The sequence below is a fragment of the Rathayibacter sp. AY1A5 genome, assembly GCF_002930875.1.
Lineage (GTDB): Bacteria > Actinomycetota > Actinomycetes > Actinomycetales > Microbacteriaceae > Rathayibacter.
Genome location: NZ_PSTM01000012.1, coordinates 39623 through 56736 on the forward strand (window position 1 = coordinate 39623; position 17114 = coordinate 56736).

Here is a 17114-nt window from a genome sequence, read left to right on the forward strand (position 1 = left end):
GGCGCCTGCGCACCCGAGCGCGACGCTAGCAGCAGCGTCCGATCCCCGGACCCCCTGCGGAGAGCGCGGCAGCCGACCGAGAACGCCCGTTCTGGTACCGCCTACCATGGAGGGATGTCCCCGATCCTCGACGAGCGCCCTCCCCGCGAGGCGATCCTCGCGGCCGCCGACCGGCTCTACTACGAGCGCGGCATCCAGTCCGTCGGGATGGACGAGCTCCGCACGGCCGCGGGCGTCTCGTTGAAGCGCCTCTACTCGGAGTTCCCGAGCAAGGAGTCGGTGGTGGTCGCCGTCCTGCACGGCCGGCACGAGCAGTGGACCCTCGGCGTGACCACCCGGGTCGCCGCGGCGGACGGACCTCGCGGCAAGCTGCTCGCGATCTACGACTTCCTCTTCGACTGGTTCTCCGAGGACTCGTTCCGCGGCTGCGGCTTCATCAACGCCTTCGGGGAGCTCGGCTCGTCGAACCCGATGGTCGCCGAGATGGCGCGCGACCACAAGGAGACGTTCCAGCGCTTCCTCGCGACCCTCGCTGAGGAGGCGGGTGGCGGCGCCGAGCTCGCCGCGCAGCTCGCGATCCTCGCCGAGGGCGCCCAGACCACCGCGGCCATCGCCGGAACCCCGGAGGCCGCCCTGCACGCGCGTCGCGCCGCCGAGATCCTCATCGACGCGGAGACGCGCCCCGTCTGAGGCACGCCGCGCGCGGGATCAGGCCTCGCCGCCCCCGGGCGGGCCGACCACCAGCAGCGCCGCGAAGACGACGGCGACCAGAGCCAGGACCAGCGCCCCGGCGAGCACGGGCCGCGCGAGCGCCCAGCGGAGGAGCCGGCTCGTCACGCGCCGGTCGCGCGGGTCGTCCGTGGCGTGCGTCCGCCACGGGCCCTCCAGCAGGCCGCGGCGCTCGAAGCCGCGCTCCAGCGGGACCGTCGCGTAGGGCACGACCGCGCTGACGACCGCGAGCGCCGTCGCGCCCGCCGACCACCGCTGGTTCACCGCGAGCACCAGGGCCGCGGCTCCGTAGGCGAGGAACGCGAACCCGTGGATCGGCCCGGCGACGCTCACCGGCCAGTCGCCGGCTCCGGCCGCGTACTTCAGCAGCATCCCGACGATCAGGAGAGTCCAGGTCGCCGCCTCGACGATCGACAGCAGGCGGAAGAGGCGGCGCGGGCTCATGGGATCGGCTCCGTTCGGTCCGCGGCGACGCGGCTCGGGGTCGGTCGAGGGTCGCCCGGAGCCTACGGGAGCACGCTCGCGAGGAACCTGAGCGGACGAGGACCGCTCGGGGCGCTCAGCCCAGCCAGCCGGTGAGCGAGAGGGCCGTCACCGCGCCGACCAGGCCCGCGGCGACGAGGGCGACCGTGCCCGTGACTCCGCTGCGGGAGGGGGCTGCGGCGGGGCCGCCGGCCAGGCGCGCCCAGAGCCGGCGTGCCACCTCCTCGGCGGAGGGGCGGTCGGCCGGATCGAGAGCGGTCATCGCGGTCAGCAGCTCGCGCCACTCCGCCGGGACCGTCTCCGGGACGACGGGCGCGTGGTGGAGGCGCTGGATCGAGATCTCGAGCGTCGTGCCGGTGTAGGCCCTGCGGCCCGAGACGGCCTCGAGCAGGACCAGCCCGAGCGAGTAGACGTCGGACGCCGGTCCGACCGGGCCGGAGCCGAGGCTCTCGGGGCTGAGGTACGCGGCGGTGCCCACCAGCACGTCGGAGCGGGTGAGCCGGGCGTCGTCGACCGAGCGGGCGATCCCGAAGTCGCTGAGCTTGGCCTCGTGCGCGGAGAAGCCGGTTGCGGTGGCGCGCGAGCGGACGAGGACGTTCTCGGGCTTCACGTCGCGGTGGAGGACGCCCTGCGCGTGCAGGTGCGCGAGAGCATCGGCCACCTGAGCGCCGACCTCCGCGATGAGCCGCTGATCGCCGGAGCCGAACCAGTCGGCCGCCGGGTCGCTGCGGTCGAAGTACTCGAGGACGAGGAACGCGAGGTCGCCCTCCTCGCCGGGGATCTCGCCCTGGTCGAGGACGTCCACCACGGAGGCGTGACGCGAGTCGATCAGGAAGCGGATCTCGCGCTCGCGACGCGCCCGCTCGTTGGGGGTGTCCGGGACGTCGCGGTGGACCTTGACCGCGACCTGGCGGGCGAGGCGGAGGTCGCGGGCGCGGTAGACGACGGCGCTGCCACCCTCCCCCACCCGCTCGAGCACGAGGTAGCGACCGGCCAGGGTGGAGCCGACGAGCGGATCCACGACGTCGGCGGGGAGCGGCTGCAGGCGGTCGAGTTCGTCCAGCACGGGCAGCTCCCTTCGCGAATGAGTCACTAGCTCGTCTAACTAGTAGTCCCTTCGTAGTGGTCGCCGCCCCTTCAGGCAAGCACCTCGGGGGAGGTTGGCTTGTCTAGATGTTCTTGCTACGAGACTGTCTAGACTGTTCTTCATGGATGAGGTCACGCTGAAGCGACCCGGGGCCTTCTGGTTCTCGGGTGAGGCGACCGAGCCCGGAGCGGTGGAGGTCCTCGCCGCGATGCGCGCCTTCCGCACGGCGGAGGCCGCGATGCGCCGCCGGACCCGCGGATCCATGGGCATGGGCGAGAACGACCTGCTGGCCGTGCAGTTCCTCATGCGCCGCCAGCAGAAGGGCGTGCACGTCAGCCCGAAGGACCTGGCCTCCTACCTCGGCATCTCCTCCGCCTCCACGACCGTGCTGATCGACCGGCTGGTCAAGAGCGGGCACGTGGTCCGGGAGCCGCACCCGAGCGACCGCCGGGCCATCCGCATCGTCGCCACCCCCACCTCCCACCGCGAGGTGCGCGAGACGCTCGACGAGATGCACCGCCGCATGCTCGAGGCGGCCGAGACGCTCAACCCCTCCGAGGCCGGGACCGTCATCCGCTTCCTGCAGACGATGCGCGACATCGTCGAGCGCCCGGCCGACTCCGAGACGGTCGACGCCGCCCAGGAGCTCGCGGGCGAGCCGATCGGCGAGTACGCCGACGGCGTGCTGGAGCAGCGCCGCGCCTGACCGGCGTCCGCTCGGCCGCGACCGCGTGTCCCCGGGAGTTCACTCCGGGGGTCTTCTGCCGCGCCCCGGATCCGTCGGAGAATCGAGTCGTCCGGCGGCGATGGACAGAAAACGCACTCCGCGACGTAAGTAGCTAGCTCAACTAGTAGGAAGTCTTTCTAGCGATATAGAGTGACGGACGTCAGCCACTCGCACGTCAGATCGGAGCACACCATGGGCAACATCCTGTACGGCACTCCCCCCGCCGCCATCGAGGTCGAGGACCGCGCCCTCGCCCACCTCCAGATCGTCATCATCAACAAGTTCCGCCGCGACGAGCGCTTCCTGCTCACCCTCGACGCGAGCCCCCAGGCCGGCACCGGCCGCCGCGGCGTGTGGATGCACCCGACCATCCCGATCCAGTTCGAGTTCAAGGGCAGCCGCCAGCCCACGATCAACCCGGAGTGGGTCGAGGCCCTCATGGAGCGCGCCAACAGCGGCGCCGGCCTCCGCATCGTGCCCGAGCCGACGAGCAACGCCGCCGTCCCGCTGCGCCGCGCCGAGCCCGCCGCCTGACCCTCCGCGCCGGAGCCGCTCCCGATCAGGCGCCGCCGCCGCACACCGACACGACCCGCCTTCCCGCCCGGGAGGCGGGTTCCGTCGTCTCCGGGCGTGAGAACCCCGGGAGCGCGCTCGCAAGTGGTTGACATTCCGCGCCACGGTCAGGGTCGCAGTCCTACACTGCTCCTGCGGCACGGGGTCGTTCCGGCGGGCTCGTCCCTGCTGTCGCACGCATGACCGGCCGCCGGCCGCTCGGGCCCCCCTCTCGAGCGACCGGCGGACGGCTGCGCGGCGCACCCGAAGCGCCGTCCGCGAGGTCCGCCGGAACCAGGAGCGGCCAGATGACCCACGGAACGAACAGCCTCACCACCACCGTCGACGAGGTGCGCCCGGGCGACCTCTTCTGCGCCGTCGTCGCCCACGAGACCGAGCAGTGGCGCGTCGTCGCCGTCCTCGGCATCCGCGTCCTCGCCGAGCGGGTCGCCGGAGGAGACCGCCGCAGCTTCACCCTCCGCTTCGTGCGCCACCAGCTCTCGCCGGACGTGCTCATCGCGAGGGGTGCCGCAGCGAACCGCTAGGGGATCAGGCGCTCCGCGCGGTAGCGGTCGAAGAGCGCCGTGAACGAGTCGACCGTCCGGTGGAACGCCGTGAAGCCGGCGAGGCGGGACTTGCCGATGTCGGTGACGACCTCGAGGTTCCGGCCGAGGTCGGCGTCGGTGTGCCACCAGGAGGCGACGCGGGAGAGGTCGGGCTCGATCAGCCCGTGCTCGTCGACGAGGCGCCGCCAGACGGGCTCGGCATCGGCCATCTGCTGCTCGAGCGGCTGCGGCTCCTCCCCCGGGCCGACCGGCTCGACGCCGAAGTGCTCCGCGATCCGGGTCCACATCCAGCGCCAGCGGAAGACGTCGCCGTTGACCACGTTGAAGGCCTGGTCGCGGCCCGCCTCCGACGTCGACGCCCAGAGCATCTGCTCGGCGAGGATCGTCGCGTCGGTCATGTCGGTGAGTCCGTTCCACTGCGTGAGCGAGCCGGGGAACACGAACGGGGTGCCCTCGGCACGGTGGATCGACGCCGCGACCGCGAGGGTCAGCCCCATGTTCATCGCGTTGCCGACGGCGTGCCCGATGACCGTGTGCGAACGGTGCACCGACCAGGTGAACCCGGCGCGCCCGGCCGCGGCGAAGAGCTCGTCCTCCTGCGCGTAGTAGAAGTTCGGGGCGTCGAGGCGCTCCTCCTCCTCGTGGAACGGGGTGTCGGGCATCGCGCCCTGCCCGTACGCCTCGAACGGGCCCAGGTAGTGCTTGAGGCCGGTCACCAGCGCGACGTGCTCGACGGGAGCGTGCGCGAGCGCGGCGAGGAGGTCGCGGACCATGCCGCCGTTGACCGCGATGTTCTCCTCCTCCGTCGCCTGACGCGACCAGGCGGTGAAGAAGACGTGCGTGGGGCGCTGGTCGGCGAGCACGCGGGCCAGGTCCTCGGCGGAGCGCAGGTCGGCGGCGAGCGGAGTGACGCCGGGGCGCGCGTCGATCGGGCGGCGCGAGAGGGCGGTCACCGGCCAGCCCTGCTCGGTGAGCAGGTCGACGAGGGCGGAGCCGCCGATGCCGGTCGCACCGACGACGAGGGCGCTGCGGGGGTCGGACGGGGGGACGGGAGTGGTGGAGGACATCCCCTGGGCCAACAGCCCCGGGGGCGAGGCATTCCCCGATCCGGGCGTCACGGAGGGACACCGGAGGTCACGGAGGGACACCGGGCGTCACGGGCGGACCGCGGACCGGGCTCCTCCCCTACCGTCGAGCACGAGCCGCCCGGGGTGGGCGCAGCGGAACAGGAGCCGACGATGACCGCGACCGACGTGCGGGCCGTGCCCGAGGTGGACTACGAGGAGCTGGCGGGGCGGTTCCGGCCGCTGTTCGCCGAGATCGCGGCGGGAGCGGCGGCGCGGGAGAGCGCACGCGAGCTGCCGGTCGCGCACATCCGAGCGCTGGCGGAGGCCGGGTTCGGCGCGGTGCGCGTGCCGCTGGAGTCCGGCGGGGCCGGCGCGAGCCTCCCCCAGCTGTTCCGCCTGCTGACGGAGCTGGCCGCCGCCGACTCCAACCTGCCCCAGGCGCTCCGCGGCCACTTCGCCCTGGTCGAGGACCGTCTGCTCGCGACCGACGGGACCCGCGAGCGCTGGCTCCGGCGCTTCGCCGACGGCGAGCTCGGCGGCAACGCCTGGACCGAGGTCGGCACGGTCGCGATCGGCGACGTGCAGACGAAGGTCGCTCCGGTCGACGGCGACCCGACGCGGTTCACCGTGACCGGCACGAAGTACTACTCCACCGGCAGCGTCTTCGCCGACTGGATCGACACCTTCGCCCAGCGCACCGACACCGGGCAGAAGGTGATCGCGATCGTCGACGCGCGCCAGGCGGGCGTCGAGCACGCCGACGACTGGGACGGCTTCGGCCAGCGCACCACGGGCTCGGGGACGAGCACCTTCACGGAGGCGGTGGTCGCGGCCGAGGACGTGATCGCCTTCGAGACCCGGTTCCGCTACCAGACCGCGTTCTACCAGGCGGTGCTGCTGGCCGTGCTGGCGGGCTCGATCGCTGGGGCCGAGCGCGAGATCGCGGCCGAAGTGCGGGCGCGGACCCGGATCTTCTCGCACGGGAACGCCGAGTCGTTCGCGGCGGATCCGCAGATCCTGCAGGTGGTGGGACAGGTCTCGGCCGCCGCCTATGCGGGAGCGGCGATCGTGGAGCGCGCGGCGGTCGCGCTGCAGCGGGCGCACGACGCGGCCCTCGACGGCGACCCGCTCGAGGACGAGCGGCAGAACGACCTCGCCGAGCTCGAGACGGCGCAGGCCCAGATCGTCCTGACGCAGCTGGCCACCCGGGCGACCTCCGACCTCTTCGACGCGCTGGGCGCCTCCGGGGTGAGCACCCGCAAGAACCTCGACCGGCACTGGCGCAACGCGCGCACGGCCGCGAGCCACAATCCGTGGGTGTTCAAGGCGCGGATCGTCGGCGACCACGCGGTCAACGGCACCGTGCCGCCGCGGGTCTGGGCGATCGGCGCGGGGCCGAAGCGGTAGTCGCCCCCGGCGCCGGCCGGGGGCGGTGGACAGCCGACAAGAGCGGAGGAGAGGATCGAGGGGGCGGCGACGCGGCCGCCGCGGACGAGGGGGCTCGCGATGATCCGGACGACGACCGCGAGGGGCGCCGGTGCGCTGCTCGCCTGCGGGGCGGGGCTGCTCGCGCTGAGCGGCTGCACGGGAAGCGCCGACGAGGGGACGGCCCCGACGACAGCTCCACCGCTGATCTCGAGCGCTCCGACGCCGAGCAGTGCCGTGCCGACCGCGAGCGCCGGCAGCGCGACTCCGCTGCCCACCGCGACCCCGGCCACCGCCCTGCTCCCCTGCGAGGACCTGCTCACGGCCGAGGAGGAGGCGTCGCTCGCCGAGGACGGCCTCGCCCTCTCGCCCGAGGCGACGGTCTACGACGTCGACTACCCCGTCGTGCAGGAGATCGCCGAGGACGGGGTGCTCTGCCGGTGGAGCGGCCAGGGCGACGTGTCGGTCGTGGTCGGGCAGCTGGCGGTCCCGGACGCGGAGTGGCCGGATCGGAGCGCCGCGCTCCTCGCGGATGGGTTCACCGCCGACGACACCGCGGCTCCGGGCTTCCTCGACGGGCCCGACGGACCGGACGAGAGCTACCCCGGCCGCGGCGTCCTCCACCGCGACGGCGTCCTCTACTACGTGAGCTACTCCGGGATCGTCGGCTCGATCGTGCCGCTCTCCGGCTGAGGCGGCGGATCGACGACCCAGGGCGGGCGCCCGTGGTCGGCGCTGCTCCCCGTCGTCAGCTGCTCACAGTGGTGGTCGAACGACAGCGGGGCTCCCGCCTCGGCGCACTCACGGCCGATCAGGTCCATGGCGTTCCAGAAGTACTCGCTCGCTCGTCGATCCCCGGAGATCGCGGAGAGCAGATTGCTCGTGGCGAGACGAGCAGCGTCGGACGCGATCGAGTTCGAGGAGCTCTCGTCGAAGCCCTCGAGGGCTTCGCGAAACGGTGGACGCAGAACGGGATCGAGTTCCGGCGCGTAGTCGTTCCACGTGCGCTCGAGCGGGACACAGGGAGCGGCCTCCTGATCGCCTCCCGGCTCGGTGCAGCCCACGAGGAGCAGCACGGATACGAGTACCGCCGATGAGGCGGTCGTGCGGTCCACCATCGTTCATCGCTCGATGTGCATCGTCCCCGTCGTGACCCAGACCGCGCAGGCCTTCTCGCGATATTCCGGGGCACTGGTCTCGACGATGTGATCGCAGGTCGAGACGCCGGTGTACCACTTCACGCACCCCCCTTGAAACTCGTCCTCGCAGTTCTTGTTCGGCTGAATCGGAGCGGCCGAGGCCACCTGCGCCCCGAGGACCGACGTCAGCGCCAGCGCGACGACAGCGAGACCGGACCCGAACCACAGAGAACTCTTCATGACGTCTCCTCATTCGCCGGCAGATCCATCGGGTCCTGGGACCGTATCCATCGCGGAGAGGGTGTCGGACGGTCGGCGCGAACTCGACACATCGAGGCGCGGGCCGGGCCCTCGAGAAGGGGTAGCGTCGACAGGTGCGATTCCCGTGGCGTTCCCGAGACAGCGAGCGACTGCCGCGGGACGTGCTCGTGCTGGGGGTCGTCGCCTTCTTCGTGATGCTGGGGTTCGGCGTCGTCGTGCCGGTGCTGCCGACCTACGTGCGCAGCTTCGGCGTCGACTACACGGCGGTCGGCGCGGTCGTCTCGGCGTTCGCGCTGATGCGGCTGGTCGCGAATCCGTTCGTGGGGCCGCTCGTCGACCGGTTCGGCGAGCGGGTCGTGCTCGCCGTCGGCATCGGCATCGTCGCGCTCTCCTCGGCGCTGGTCGGCTTCGCCTCCGACTACCCGCACCTCCTCCTGCTGCGCGGAGTCGGCGGCATCGGCTCCGCGATGTTCTCCGTCGCGGCGATGACGCTCCTCCTGCGCACCGCGAGCCCGGAGCGGCGCGGCCGCTCGATCGGCTTCTACCAGGGCGGTTTCCTGCTCGGCGGCATGGCGGGCCCCGCGGTGGGCGGCGTGCTCACGGCGATCTCGCTCACCGCCCCCTTCTTCTTCTACGCCGGCACGCTCGCGATCGCGGGGCTCGTCGGGTTGATCCTGCTGCAGCGGCCGGAGCGCGACGCGGCACCGTCCGCCGCGGCGAGGACGAAGCCCCTGCGCGAGGTCGCCCGCGACCGCCGGTACCAGAGCGCGGTGCTGGCGAACTTCGCCCTCGGCTGGTCGGCGATGGGAGTCCGCGCGACGCTCGTCCCCGTGCTCGTCGTCGAGGGGCTCGGCGGGCAGCCCGCCTGGACCGGCATCGCGTTCGCGATCGCCGCGGTGGTGCAGACGATCGCGCTAGCGCCCGCCGGCCGCTTCGTCGACACGGTCGGTCGGCGCCCGGCGCTGATCGGCGGATTCTCCGTCGCGGCGGTGGCGATGCTGGCGATGCCGTTCGTCTCGGAGCTGTGGCTGCTCGTCGTGCTGCTCTGCGTCTACGGAGCGGCGGCCGCCTTCATGGGCACGGCCCCGGGTGCGCTGGTCGGTGACGCCGCGGGCGAGCGCGGCGGCAAGCCGGTCTCGGTGTTCCAGGCCGCGTCCGACCTGGGCGGCGTGATCGGGCCGCTGCTCGCAGGCGCTCTCGCCGACGCCGCATCGCCGACCGCGGCCTTCGCCTCCGCCTTCGTGCTGCTGGCGGCGAGCGCGCTGCTCGGCCTGCGGATCCCGCGCTCGCGGATCGCCTAGCTGTTCCGCCCGCGGGCGTCGACGGGCCAGACGGCGCCGCCGCCGTCGCGGAGGAGGACGCGGTACTCGTCGGCCAGGTTCACCGCGACGCAGACGTGGTTCGGCGCGATCCGCACCCGCGTCCCCACGGGCAGGTCGACACCGGTGATCGTCGCATGGTGCTCCGAGAGCACCGGGATGCGCGCCTCCGGGTGCTCCGGGAGGCGGCCGAAGCCGCTCGAGGCCGCGCCACGATCGGAGGAGAGCACCTTGCTGCCCGCGTCGGCGATCAGGTGGTCGCCGCGGCGGGACACGATCGTGGCGAGGACGGTGACGGCGATGTCCTCGGGCGTCGTCGTGCCGATCTCCCACTGCTGGGCGTCGCCGAGGGCCGAGACCCCGGGGCGCAGCTCCGTGAGCACCGAGGAGTCGGCGAACGCGGCCGACGGGGTCGAGCCTCCGCTGACCACGCGGGCCTCGACTCCGGACGCCGCGAGCGACGCGACCGCCTCGGCGAGCGCGCGCGCCTCGTCGCGGGCGGCCGCCGCTCCGTTGCCGGCCGCGTAGCTGTGGCCGGGGAAGGTGAAGACGCCGGCGACGTCGAGCCCGGCCGAGACGGCGGCCGCGGCGATCGCGCCGGCTTCGGCGGGGAGCACGCCGCTGCGGTGGTGGCCGGAGTCGATCTCGACGACGACCTCAAGCCCCTCGCGCTCGGGCAGGGCCGCGGCCAGGCGCTCGGCCGACTCCGCCGAGTCGACGCCGACCCGCACACGGGCGCTCGCGAGGACGTGGCGGAGCCGCCCGGCGCGCTCGGCGTCGAGCCAGAGCGGGTAGGCGATGAAGAGGTCGCGGATCCCTCCCGCGGCGAAGACCTCGGCCTCCGAGACGGTCGCGACGGTGAGGCCGACGGCCCCCGCGGCGAGCTGGCGGCGGGCGATCTCGAGCGACTTGTGCGTCTTCGCGTGGGGGCGGAGCGCCAGGCCCCGCTCGCGGGCAGCCGCGGCGACGGCGGCGATGTCGCGGTCGAGCACCGCCTCGTCGAGCACCAGCGCCGGAGTGGCGAGAGCATCGAGCGCGGCGGAGCGGGCGGAGGAGTCGGCGGCGGCGGTATCGACGGTCACGCGCCGAGCCTAGGCCGCACCACCGGCCCGCGTCCCGCCGTGAGGGCGGCCTCGGGCCGGTCCGCCGCCCGGTCGTCGAGCCCCGCGGAAGGCCCCGCGGAGGGATCCCGTCGAGCGCGACACCTCGTCGACCTCGGAGGCGGCCGCGCCGCTCCGACACCGTCTTCCGGATCGCCCACCTCTCCGCCGGAACGCTCGCGTCGACGCTTCAGGGCTTCGGCGTGGTCGGGCAGAGCCCTCCCGTCCACTGACCGTTCATCCGCCGCGGGATGCGGGAGGACCCCGGCGCTGCCAGGCTGAGCGGATGACTCCGCAGTCCTCCCGCCTCCGGCCCTTCGGCCCGTCCGGCGCCACCGTCACCCGGCTGACCCTCGGCACCTCCTGGCGCCCCGAGCGCGTCGCCGACCTCGACCGGGTGCCTGCCCTCGAGCGCGTCCTCGACTCCGACGCCGCCACCCGCGCCGTCTCCGTCGTCGACACGTCCAACGAGTACGCCGGCGGCCACAGCGAGCGCCTGATCGGCGAGGCCCTGCTGGCCCGCGGCGGCGTCCCCGAGGGGATCACCGTGGTCACCAAGCTCGACCGCGACCCGAGCACCGGCAGCTACTCGGCCGAGCGGATGCGCCGCAGCCTCGACGAGAGCCGCGAGCGCCTCGGTATGGACGTCCTCCCCCTGCTCTACCTGCACGACCCGGAGCGCATCTCGTACGACGAGGCCTTCGCCGAGGACGGCCCGGTCCGCGCGCTCGTCGCGATGAAGGAGGCGGGCGTCGCCCTCTCGATCGGGATCTCGGGCGGACCCGCGCCGATGCTGCGCCACTACGTCGACACCGGCCTGTTCGACGCCGTGATCACCCACAACCGCTTCACGCTCGTCGACCGCTCCTCCGAGGAGCTGATCGACGCGTCCGTGGACCGCGGCGTGATCGTGGTCAACGCGGCGGTCTACGGCGGAGGCGCCCTCGCACGCTGGCCGGAGCCGGTCGCCTCCTACGCCTACCAGCCGGCGCCGCGCGAGATCGTCGACGCCGTCGCGGCGATGGGAGCGGCCTGCGACCGGGCGGGCGTGCCGCTCGCCGCCGCCGCGCTGCAGTTCTCGACGCGCGACCCCCGCGTGACGACGACGGTCGTCGGCGCCACCTCCGCCGAGCACTACGACTCCTTCGTGGCCGACGACGCGCTCGAGATCCCCGACGCGCTGTTCGAGGAGCTGGAGTCGCTCGCTCCGCCGAGCACCGTCTGGCAGGACGCGCCCGGGGCGACCTGGCCGCGCTGATCCGGGCATAGCCGGGCTCTTCTCCCGGTTGGAGCACGTGACCCCCTCCGCGAGATGCCGCCGCCGTACGCCCTCACCGGCGTATCGCGTACCGAAGCGGCGTTCCGCGGAGAAGCACGACAGGAGAGACATGACCGACACCGCCTTGTTCCAGCCGCTGACGCTCCGCTCGAGGACCGCGCGCAACCGCCTCTGGGCGGCACCGATGTGCCAGTACTCGGTGGAGGCGCAGGACGGCGTGCCCACCTCGTGGCACCTCGTGCACCTCGGCGGGCTCGCGCGCGGCGGATCGGGCGTCGTCATCGCGGAGGCCACTGCCGTCGTCCCCGAGGGGCGGATCAGCCCCTGGGACACCGGGCTGTGGAACGACGAGCAGCGCGACGCCTGGGCTCCGATCGTCGATTTCGTGCACGGACAGGGCGCGCTCGCGGGCGTGCAGCTCGCCCACGCAGGCCGGAAGGCGTCGACCTACCGCGAGTGGAGCGGACGCGGATCCGTGCCGCTGGAGGACGGCGGCTGGCCGACCGTCGCTCCCTCGGCCGTCGCGTTCGAGGGCTACGCGGAGCCGCGCGAGCTGGCCGCGGAGGATCTGCCCGGCCTCGTCGAGGCGTTCCGCGCCTCCGCCCGCCGCGCCGCGGACGCCGGCTTCGACGTGATCGAGCTGCACGCCGCGCACGGGTACCTGCTCCATCAGTTCCTGTCGCCGCTCTCGAACACCCGCGAGGACTCCTACGGCGGCTCGCTCGAGAACCGGGCGCGCCTGCTCCTCGAGGTCGTCCGCGCGGTCCGCGCCGAGATCGGGGAGCTCGTGCTGCTCGTCCGCTTCTCCGCGACCGACTGGGCCGAGGGCGGCTGGACACTGGAGGAGACGATCACCGTCTCGGAGTGGGCGCGCGCCGAGGGCGTGGACCTCTTCGACGTGTCGACCGGCGGACTCGTGCACGCCAGCATCCCGGTGGCGCCGCTCTACCAGGTGCCGTTCGCGCGCGACCTGAGGAAGGCGACCGGTGCGCTGGTCGGCGCCGTGGGACTCATCACCACGGCGGAGCAGGCGGAGGGCGTGGTCGCGAACGGCGACGCCGACGTCGTGCTGCTCGCCCGCGAGCTGCTGCGCGACCCGAACGCTCCGGTGCGGATGGCGCACGAGCTCGGCGCGGACCTGCCGGTGCCCCCGCAGTACACCCGGGCCTGGCGCTGAGCCTTCAACCGCGAGATGCCACCTGTGCGCACGCCTCGCGGCGTGTCGTGTGCACAAGTGGCATCTCGCGGAGGAGAGCGGTCGGGCTCCCCGGAGGAGAGCGTCAGCTCTCGGAGGGCTCCTCGGGAGCGTCCTCCTCGGGGTTGAAGTGCGAGTCTCCGGAGACCCCCACCGCCAGCCCGTCCTCGGAGTGCGGGATGGTCTTGTCGTCGCCGAGACCGTTCGCCTTCTTCTCGCCCTCGGACGAGGTGGCTGCGTCGGTCACGGCTCAGGCCTCGACGTCGCCGCGCCAGGCACCGTCGGGGGTGCCCTGCTTCTCGATGTACTCCTTGAAGTTGTTCAGGTCCTTCTTCACGGCGTGGCTGCCGGCGCCGACGAGCGAGCCGAGCGTCTCGAGGAAGCCCTTGGGCTCCCAGTCGAGCTGCACGGTGACGCGGGTCTCGGTGTCGGAGAGCTTGTGGAAGGTGACGACGCCGGCGTGGTCGGTCTCGCCGCCGGTGCTGTTCCACGCGACGCGCTCGTCGGGGTGCTGCTCGGTGATGTTCGCCTCGAACTCGCGCTCGACGGGGCCGACCTTCACCTTCCAGACGGTGAGGGTGTCGGTGACCTGCTGGATCGACTCGACCTCGTCGAGGAAGCGCGGGAACTCCTCGAACTGGGTCCACTGGTTGTAGGCGACGGACACGGGGACGTTGACGTCGACGGTCTCGATGATCTGCGGCACGGTGGTGCTCCTTGCTGTCTCACTCGGTGTGCGGCGTTCCGCTGCTGCGGTCGTCACGCTCGACGTTAGGCGGGAGCCGCCTGGGAGCGCACCGGGTTGCGGACTGACCCGAACGTGGTAAGCGGAGGCGGTGCTGCGGTGCGCGCGCCGGGACGGCTCCGTCGGGTGCCGAGACGCCGCCGTGCGCGCCGGGACGTCCGCGGGAGGGCGGCGTCCGGACGGCACGGCGGCGTCTCGGGAGCGGCAGGACGGAGCAGGCCGCGGTCAGCGGTCCTGCGGGTCGCCGCCGAGCTGGCCGATGGCGGGGAGGGGGCCGCCGTCGTCGGCGCCGGTGCGGCGCCAGCGGGCGATGGCGTTGCCCAGGTGGTAGATCACGAGGGCGGCGCCGGCGCCGAGGACGATGCCGCCGAGCTCGAAGCCACCGGAGGAGAACGAGAAGCCGGCGATGGCGATCACGAGGGAGACCGCGGCGGTGTATTGGTTGACCGGGCGCGAGAAGTCGACGCGGTTGTCGATCCAGATCTTGATGCCGATCACGCCGATCAGGCCGTAGAGCGCGGTGGTCGCGCCGCCCAGGACTCCGGCCGGGATCGAGTTGAAGACGGCGCCGACCTTGGGCGAGAGGCTGAGCAGGATCGCGGTGACGCCGGCGACCCAGTAGGCGGCCGTCGAGTACACGCGGGTGGCCGCCATCACTCCGATGTTCTCGCCGTAGGTCGTGGTGCCGGAGCCGCCGAAGGCGCCGGAGAGGGTGGTCGCCATACCGTCCGCGATCAGGGCCCGGCCGGTGCTGGCGTTGGCGGAGGCGTCGGTCATCGTCGCGACGCCGCGGACGTGTCCGACGTTCTCGGCGATGAGGACGAGCACGACCGGCAGAAACATCGCGATGCCCGACCACGTGGATCCGGAGGCGAAGTCGGGGAAGGTGAACGGCGGCAGCCCGAACCAGTCGGCCGCACCGACCGCGGAGTAGTCGATCTCGTTCCGGAGCAGGGCGACGACGTAGCCGATGACCACGCCGAGGAAGATCGAGACGCGGCCGAGGAAGCCGCGGAGGAACACGCTCGACAGGATGATCGCGGCGAGCGTGATCGTCCCGGTGATCGGTGCCTGCTTGAAGCTGAGGTACGCGGTCGGAGCCAGGTTGAACCCGATCAGGGCCACGATCGCGCCGGCGACGACCGGCGGCATCAGCCTGTCGATCCAGCCGAGGCCGACGACCTGCACGAGGACGCCGACGGCGGCCAGGAGGAGGCCCACGGCGACGACTCCGGCGAGCGCCGACCCCGTCCCTCCGACGGCGGTCGCGGCCGTGACGGGCGCGATGAACGCGAAGCTCGAGCCGAGGTAGCTGGGGAGCCGGTTGCGCGTGATCAAGAGGAACAGCAGCGTCCCGACTCCGGAGAAGAGCAGGGTCGTGGCGACCGGGAACCCGGTGAGCACGGGCACGAGGAACGTCGCTCCGAACATGGCGACGACGTGCTGGATGCCGATGGCGATCGTCGCCGGCCAGGCGAGCCGCTCGCCGGGGGCGACGACGGCGCCGGGCTCGACGGTGCGGCCGTCTCCGTGCAGGGTCCAGATGGGCATGGGGCTCCTCGGCGGGGAAGGGAGGCGGGGGTCGACGTTCACAGTAGCGAGGGGTCTGGCCGTGCCGCGGCACCCGACCTACGATCGGGCCATGGACGGAGCGCGGCGTCTCGGCGAGGAGGAGTTCTCCGCGCACCTCGCCGAGCGGGTCGCGCGGATCCGCGGGTCGTTCGGCGACCTCCCGCTCTGGGCGGTCTCGGGCTGGAACGGTCCGCGGCTGCTGGCGGAGTGGACGCTGACGGGCGGCCCGCGGGGGCTCTCGTTCCTCGCCGACGAGGCGGTCCCGGGCGGGCCGGGGCCCTCCGTCGAGATCCGCACGACCCTCGGCGATCCGCGGCACGACGTCGCGCTGCTCTGCTGCCGGGAGGAGGCGCCCGTCTCGTTCGTGCAGCCGGAGGCGCTGCCCGCTCCCACGCGGATCGCGGAGATCCCGGTCGACGGGGCTCCGGAGCCCTTCGAGGTGTGGGAGGGAGCCGGGGCCGTGCGCGCGGCCGCCTGGGTGCGGGGGCACGTCCTCACGCTGGAGTGCCGCGGAGTCGACCTGGACGCTCTCGCGTTGAACGAGGTGGACGACATCGAGCCGTTCGTGGCCGGCTGGCTGGAGTTCGTGGGCACCTCGCGGCGTTGAGCGCCGACCCGCGCTCCCGCGGTGCTGGGAGAGCGCGGAGTCCCGCCCGGCGCGCCGGTGAAAGATGTGCGCCGATCCCGGACAGGAGGGAGCATGAGGCACATGCCAGCTCCCCTCGCGGGTCCCGACCGGTTCGCCGCGGTCGCCGCCGCGGTCGCCGATCCCGTCCGCCGCTACCTCTGGCGGCGCACCGACTCCGCCACCGCCGACGACGTGCTCGCCGCGACGCTCTCGGCGCTCTGGCGCCGCAGCGCCGACGTCCCCGAGGACGACCCGGTGCCGTGGGCGATCGGCGTCGCCCGGCTCCAGCTGCAGAACGCCCGGCGGATGCAGCGCCGGCAGGTCATGCTCGCCCAGCGGATCGCGGTCGTCGATCCGCCCCAGGTGCAGATCGACGAGGGCGAGGCGTCGGGCGCGGAGGAGACCGTGCGCCTCGTGCTCGCCCGGATGCGCGAGCGGGACGCCGAGCTGCTGCGCCTCTGGGCGTGGGAGGAGCTCGACGTCCGCGGGATCGCCGCGGTCCTCGGAGTCACGGCGAACGCCGTCTCGATCCGCCTCCATCGCGCGCGGCGCCGCTTCGCCGAGCTCTACGACTCCACCGACCCGCACGCGCCTGAAGGGGGACTCCGATGACCGGAACCGACGACGAGGACGTCCGCCGCCTCCTCCGCACGGTCGACCCCGCGCGGAGCCTCCCCGGGCTCGACCGCGACGAGCTCGCCGAGCAGATCGCCGCCGCGACGGGTGAGGGCACGCGGACGGTGCACTCCCGCCGCCGGTCCCCCTGGCTGATCGTGGGAGTCGGCGCGCTGAGCGCCGGGGCCGCCGCCTCCCTCCTGCTGCCCTTCGCGCTCGGCGTGGGCGGGGGCAGCACCTCGACGCTGATCCTGCCGAGCACGGGCGGGCCGATGGCCGCGTGCTCGCCGGTGACGGCCGCCGCGCTGGCCCCCGCTCAGCTCGCGTTCCGGGCCGAGGTCCGCTCGATCGACGGGAGCACCGTCACCCTGCACGTGCTCGAGCGCTACGCGGGCGAGGTCGGCGACGGCGTCACGGTCACCCAGGGCAGGGAGACGGCGGTGGACGGGGCCCCCATCGTCTTCGAGACCGGGGTCGACTACCTGGTCGCGGCCGACGGCGACACGATCCTGACCTGCGGCCTCAGCGGCGAGAGCTCCCCCGAGCTCGCGGCGCTGTACCAGGAGGCGTTCTCGCGGCAGTAGGCGGAGGCGGGTAGCGGCCCGGCCGGGCGGTGGCAAGGGCC

At 73.3% G+C, this 17114-nt stretch carries 21 protein-coding genes; 12 read left to right on the forward strand and 9 right to left on the reverse strand.

Annotated elements, in window-relative coordinates; translation table 11 throughout:
* The first annotated feature begins 114 nt into the window (after nt 1-114).
* Nucleotides 115-690 (forward strand): TetR/AcrR family transcriptional regulator, encoded by a 576-nt coding sequence (locus tag C5B98_RS10060; protein WP_104224170.1) that lies wholly within the window; start codon nt 115-117, stop codon nt 688-690.
* Between the two features lie 18 nt (nt 691-708).
* Here the strand turns inward: C5B98_RS10060 and C5B98_RS10065 are convergent, their stop codons facing one another.
* Entirely contained in the window at nt 709-1173 is a 465-nt protein-coding gene (locus tag C5B98_RS10065) for a DUF3817 domain-containing protein (protein WP_104224169.1), read from the reverse strand.
* A gap of 115 nt (nt 1174-1288) precedes the next feature.
* The gene (locus C5B98_RS10070) at nt 1289-2278 is read right to left on the reverse strand and encodes a serine/threonine-protein kinase (RefSeq protein WP_181065516.1); all 990 of its coding nucleotides are present in this window, start codon (nt 2276-2278) and stop codon (nt 1289-1291) included.
* 142 nt (nt 2279-2420) lie between these two features.
* Between C5B98_RS10070 and C5B98_RS10075 the strand changes: the two genes are divergently transcribed.
* The 3 genes from C5B98_RS10075 (at nt 2421) to C5B98_RS10085 (ending at nt 4123) form a co-directional block, all read left to right on the forward strand.
* Nucleotides 2421-3005: a MarR family winged helix-turn-helix transcriptional regulator gene (locus C5B98_RS10075; protein WP_104224167.1), complete on the forward strand. Its 585-nt coding sequence runs from the start codon at nt 2421-2423 to the stop codon at nt 3003-3005.
* A 213-nt stretch (nt 3006-3218) separates the two neighbouring features.
* Complete coding sequence (locus C5B98_RS10080; protein WP_104224199.1) at nt 3219-3560, forward strand: ATP-dependent DNA ligase; 342 nt, start codon at nt 3219-3221, stop codon at nt 3558-3560.
* Between the two features lie 326 nt (nt 3561-3886).
* A complete protein-coding gene (locus tag C5B98_RS10085; protein WP_104224166.1) occupies nt 3887-4123 on the forward strand; it encodes a hypothetical protein in 237 nt (78 codons plus the stop codon).
* Here the strand turns inward: C5B98_RS10085 and C5B98_RS10090 are convergent.
* Nucleotides 4120-5211 carry an SDR family oxidoreductase gene (locus C5B98_RS10090; RefSeq protein ID WP_104224165.1) on the reverse strand — a complete coding sequence of 364 codons (1092 nt, stop codon included), beginning with the start codon at nt 5209-5211 and terminating at the stop codon, nt 4120-4122. The genes C5B98_RS10085 and C5B98_RS10090 overlap by 4 nt on opposite strands.
* A gap of 171 nt (nt 5212-5382) precedes the next feature.
* Here C5B98_RS10090 and C5B98_RS10095 point away from each other — a divergent pair, with 171 nt between their 5' ends.
* On the forward strand, nt 5383-6618 hold the full coding sequence (locus tag C5B98_RS10095) for an acyl-CoA dehydrogenase family protein (protein ID WP_104224164.1): 1236 nt from the start codon (nt 5383-5385) through the stop codon (nt 6616-6618).
* Between the two features lie 99 nt (nt 6619-6717).
* Nucleotides 6718-7329, forward strand: coding sequence for a hypothetical protein (locus C5B98_RS10100; protein WP_104224163.1), 612 nt, complete (start codon nt 6718-6720; stop codon nt 7327-7329).
* On the opposite strand, the gene C5B98_RS10105 is transcribed toward C5B98_RS10100, so the two are convergent.
* Both C5B98_RS10105 and C5B98_RS10110 read right to left on the reverse strand, forming a co-directional pair.
* On the reverse strand, nt 7287-7754 hold the full coding sequence (locus C5B98_RS10105) for a hypothetical protein (protein ID WP_104224162.1): 468 nt from the start codon (nt 7752-7754) through the stop codon (nt 7287-7289). The genes C5B98_RS10100 and C5B98_RS10105 overlap by 43 nt on opposite strands.
* Before the next feature lie 3 nt (nt 7755-7757).
* Nucleotides 7758-8015, reverse strand: coding sequence for a hypothetical protein (locus C5B98_RS10110; protein WP_104224161.1), 258 nt, complete (start codon nt 8013-8015; stop codon nt 7758-7760).
* A gap of 134 nt (nt 8016-8149) precedes the next feature.
* On the opposite strand from C5B98_RS10110, the gene C5B98_RS10115 reads away from it, so the two are divergent.
* Nucleotides 8150-9337 (forward strand): MFS transporter, encoded by a 1188-nt coding sequence (locus C5B98_RS10115; RefSeq protein ID WP_244229579.1) that lies wholly within the window; start codon nt 8150-8152, stop codon nt 9335-9337.
* Here C5B98_RS10115 and C5B98_RS10120 read toward each other — a convergent pair.
* Nucleotides 9334-10437 carry an alanine racemase gene (locus tag C5B98_RS10120; protein ID WP_104224160.1) on the reverse strand — a complete coding sequence of 368 codons (1104 nt, stop codon included), beginning with the start codon at nt 10435-10437 and terminating at the stop codon, nt 9334-9336. The genes C5B98_RS10115 and C5B98_RS10120 overlap by 4 nt on opposite strands.
* Before the next feature lie 304 nt (nt 10438-10741).
* On the opposite strand from C5B98_RS10120, the gene C5B98_RS10125 reads away from it, so the two are divergent.
* Complete coding sequence (locus C5B98_RS10125; protein ID WP_104224159.1) at nt 10742-11713, forward strand: aldo/keto reductase; 972 nt, start codon at nt 10742-10744, stop codon at nt 11711-11713.
* Nucleotides 11714-11843: 130 nt separating this feature from the next.
* Nucleotides 11844-12911, forward strand: coding sequence for an NADH:flavin oxidoreductase/NADH oxidase (locus tag C5B98_RS10130; protein ID WP_104224158.1), 1068 nt, complete (start codon nt 11844-11846; stop codon nt 12909-12911).
* 103 nt (nt 12912-13014) lie between these two features.
* On the opposite strand, the gene C5B98_RS16975 is transcribed toward C5B98_RS10130, so the two are convergent.
* From C5B98_RS16975 to C5B98_RS10140, 3 genes are all read right to left on the reverse strand, one after another.
* On the reverse strand, nt 13015-13176 hold the full coding sequence (locus tag C5B98_RS16975) for a hypothetical protein (RefSeq protein WP_181065517.1): 162 nt from the start codon (nt 13174-13176) through the stop codon (nt 13015-13017).
* Nucleotides 13177-13179: 3 nt separating this feature from the next.
* Nucleotides 13180-13635, reverse strand: coding sequence for an SRPBCC family protein (locus tag C5B98_RS10135; RefSeq protein ID WP_104224157.1), 456 nt, complete (start codon nt 13633-13635; stop codon nt 13180-13182).
* A 264-nt stretch (nt 13636-13899) separates the two neighbouring features.
* Nucleotides 13900-15225, reverse strand: coding sequence for a uracil-xanthine permease family protein (locus C5B98_RS10140; protein ID WP_104224156.1), 1326 nt, complete (start codon nt 15223-15225; stop codon nt 13900-13902).
* Between the two features lie 91 nt (nt 15226-15316).
* On the opposite strand from C5B98_RS10140, the gene C5B98_RS10145 reads away from it, so the two are divergent.
* The 3 genes from C5B98_RS10145 (at nt 15317) to C5B98_RS10155 (ending at nt 17073) form a co-directional block, all read left to right on the forward strand.
* A complete protein-coding gene (locus tag C5B98_RS10145) occupies nt 15317-15853 on the forward strand; it encodes a hypothetical protein (protein ID WP_104327730.1) in 537 nt (178 codons plus the stop codon).
* A gap of 102 nt (nt 15854-15955) precedes the next feature.
* Nucleotides 15956-16486 (forward strand): RNA polymerase sigma factor, encoded by a 531-nt coding sequence (locus C5B98_RS10150; protein WP_181065518.1) that lies wholly within the window; start codon nt 15956-15958, stop codon nt 16484-16486.
* Nucleotides 16483-17073 (forward strand): hypothetical protein, encoded by a 591-nt coding sequence (locus C5B98_RS10155; protein WP_104327732.1) that lies wholly within the window; start codon nt 16483-16485, stop codon nt 17071-17073. Before C5B98_RS10150 ends, C5B98_RS10155 begins: the two co-directional genes overlap by 4 nt.
* The last annotated feature ends 41 nt before the right edge of the window (nt 17074-17114 follow it).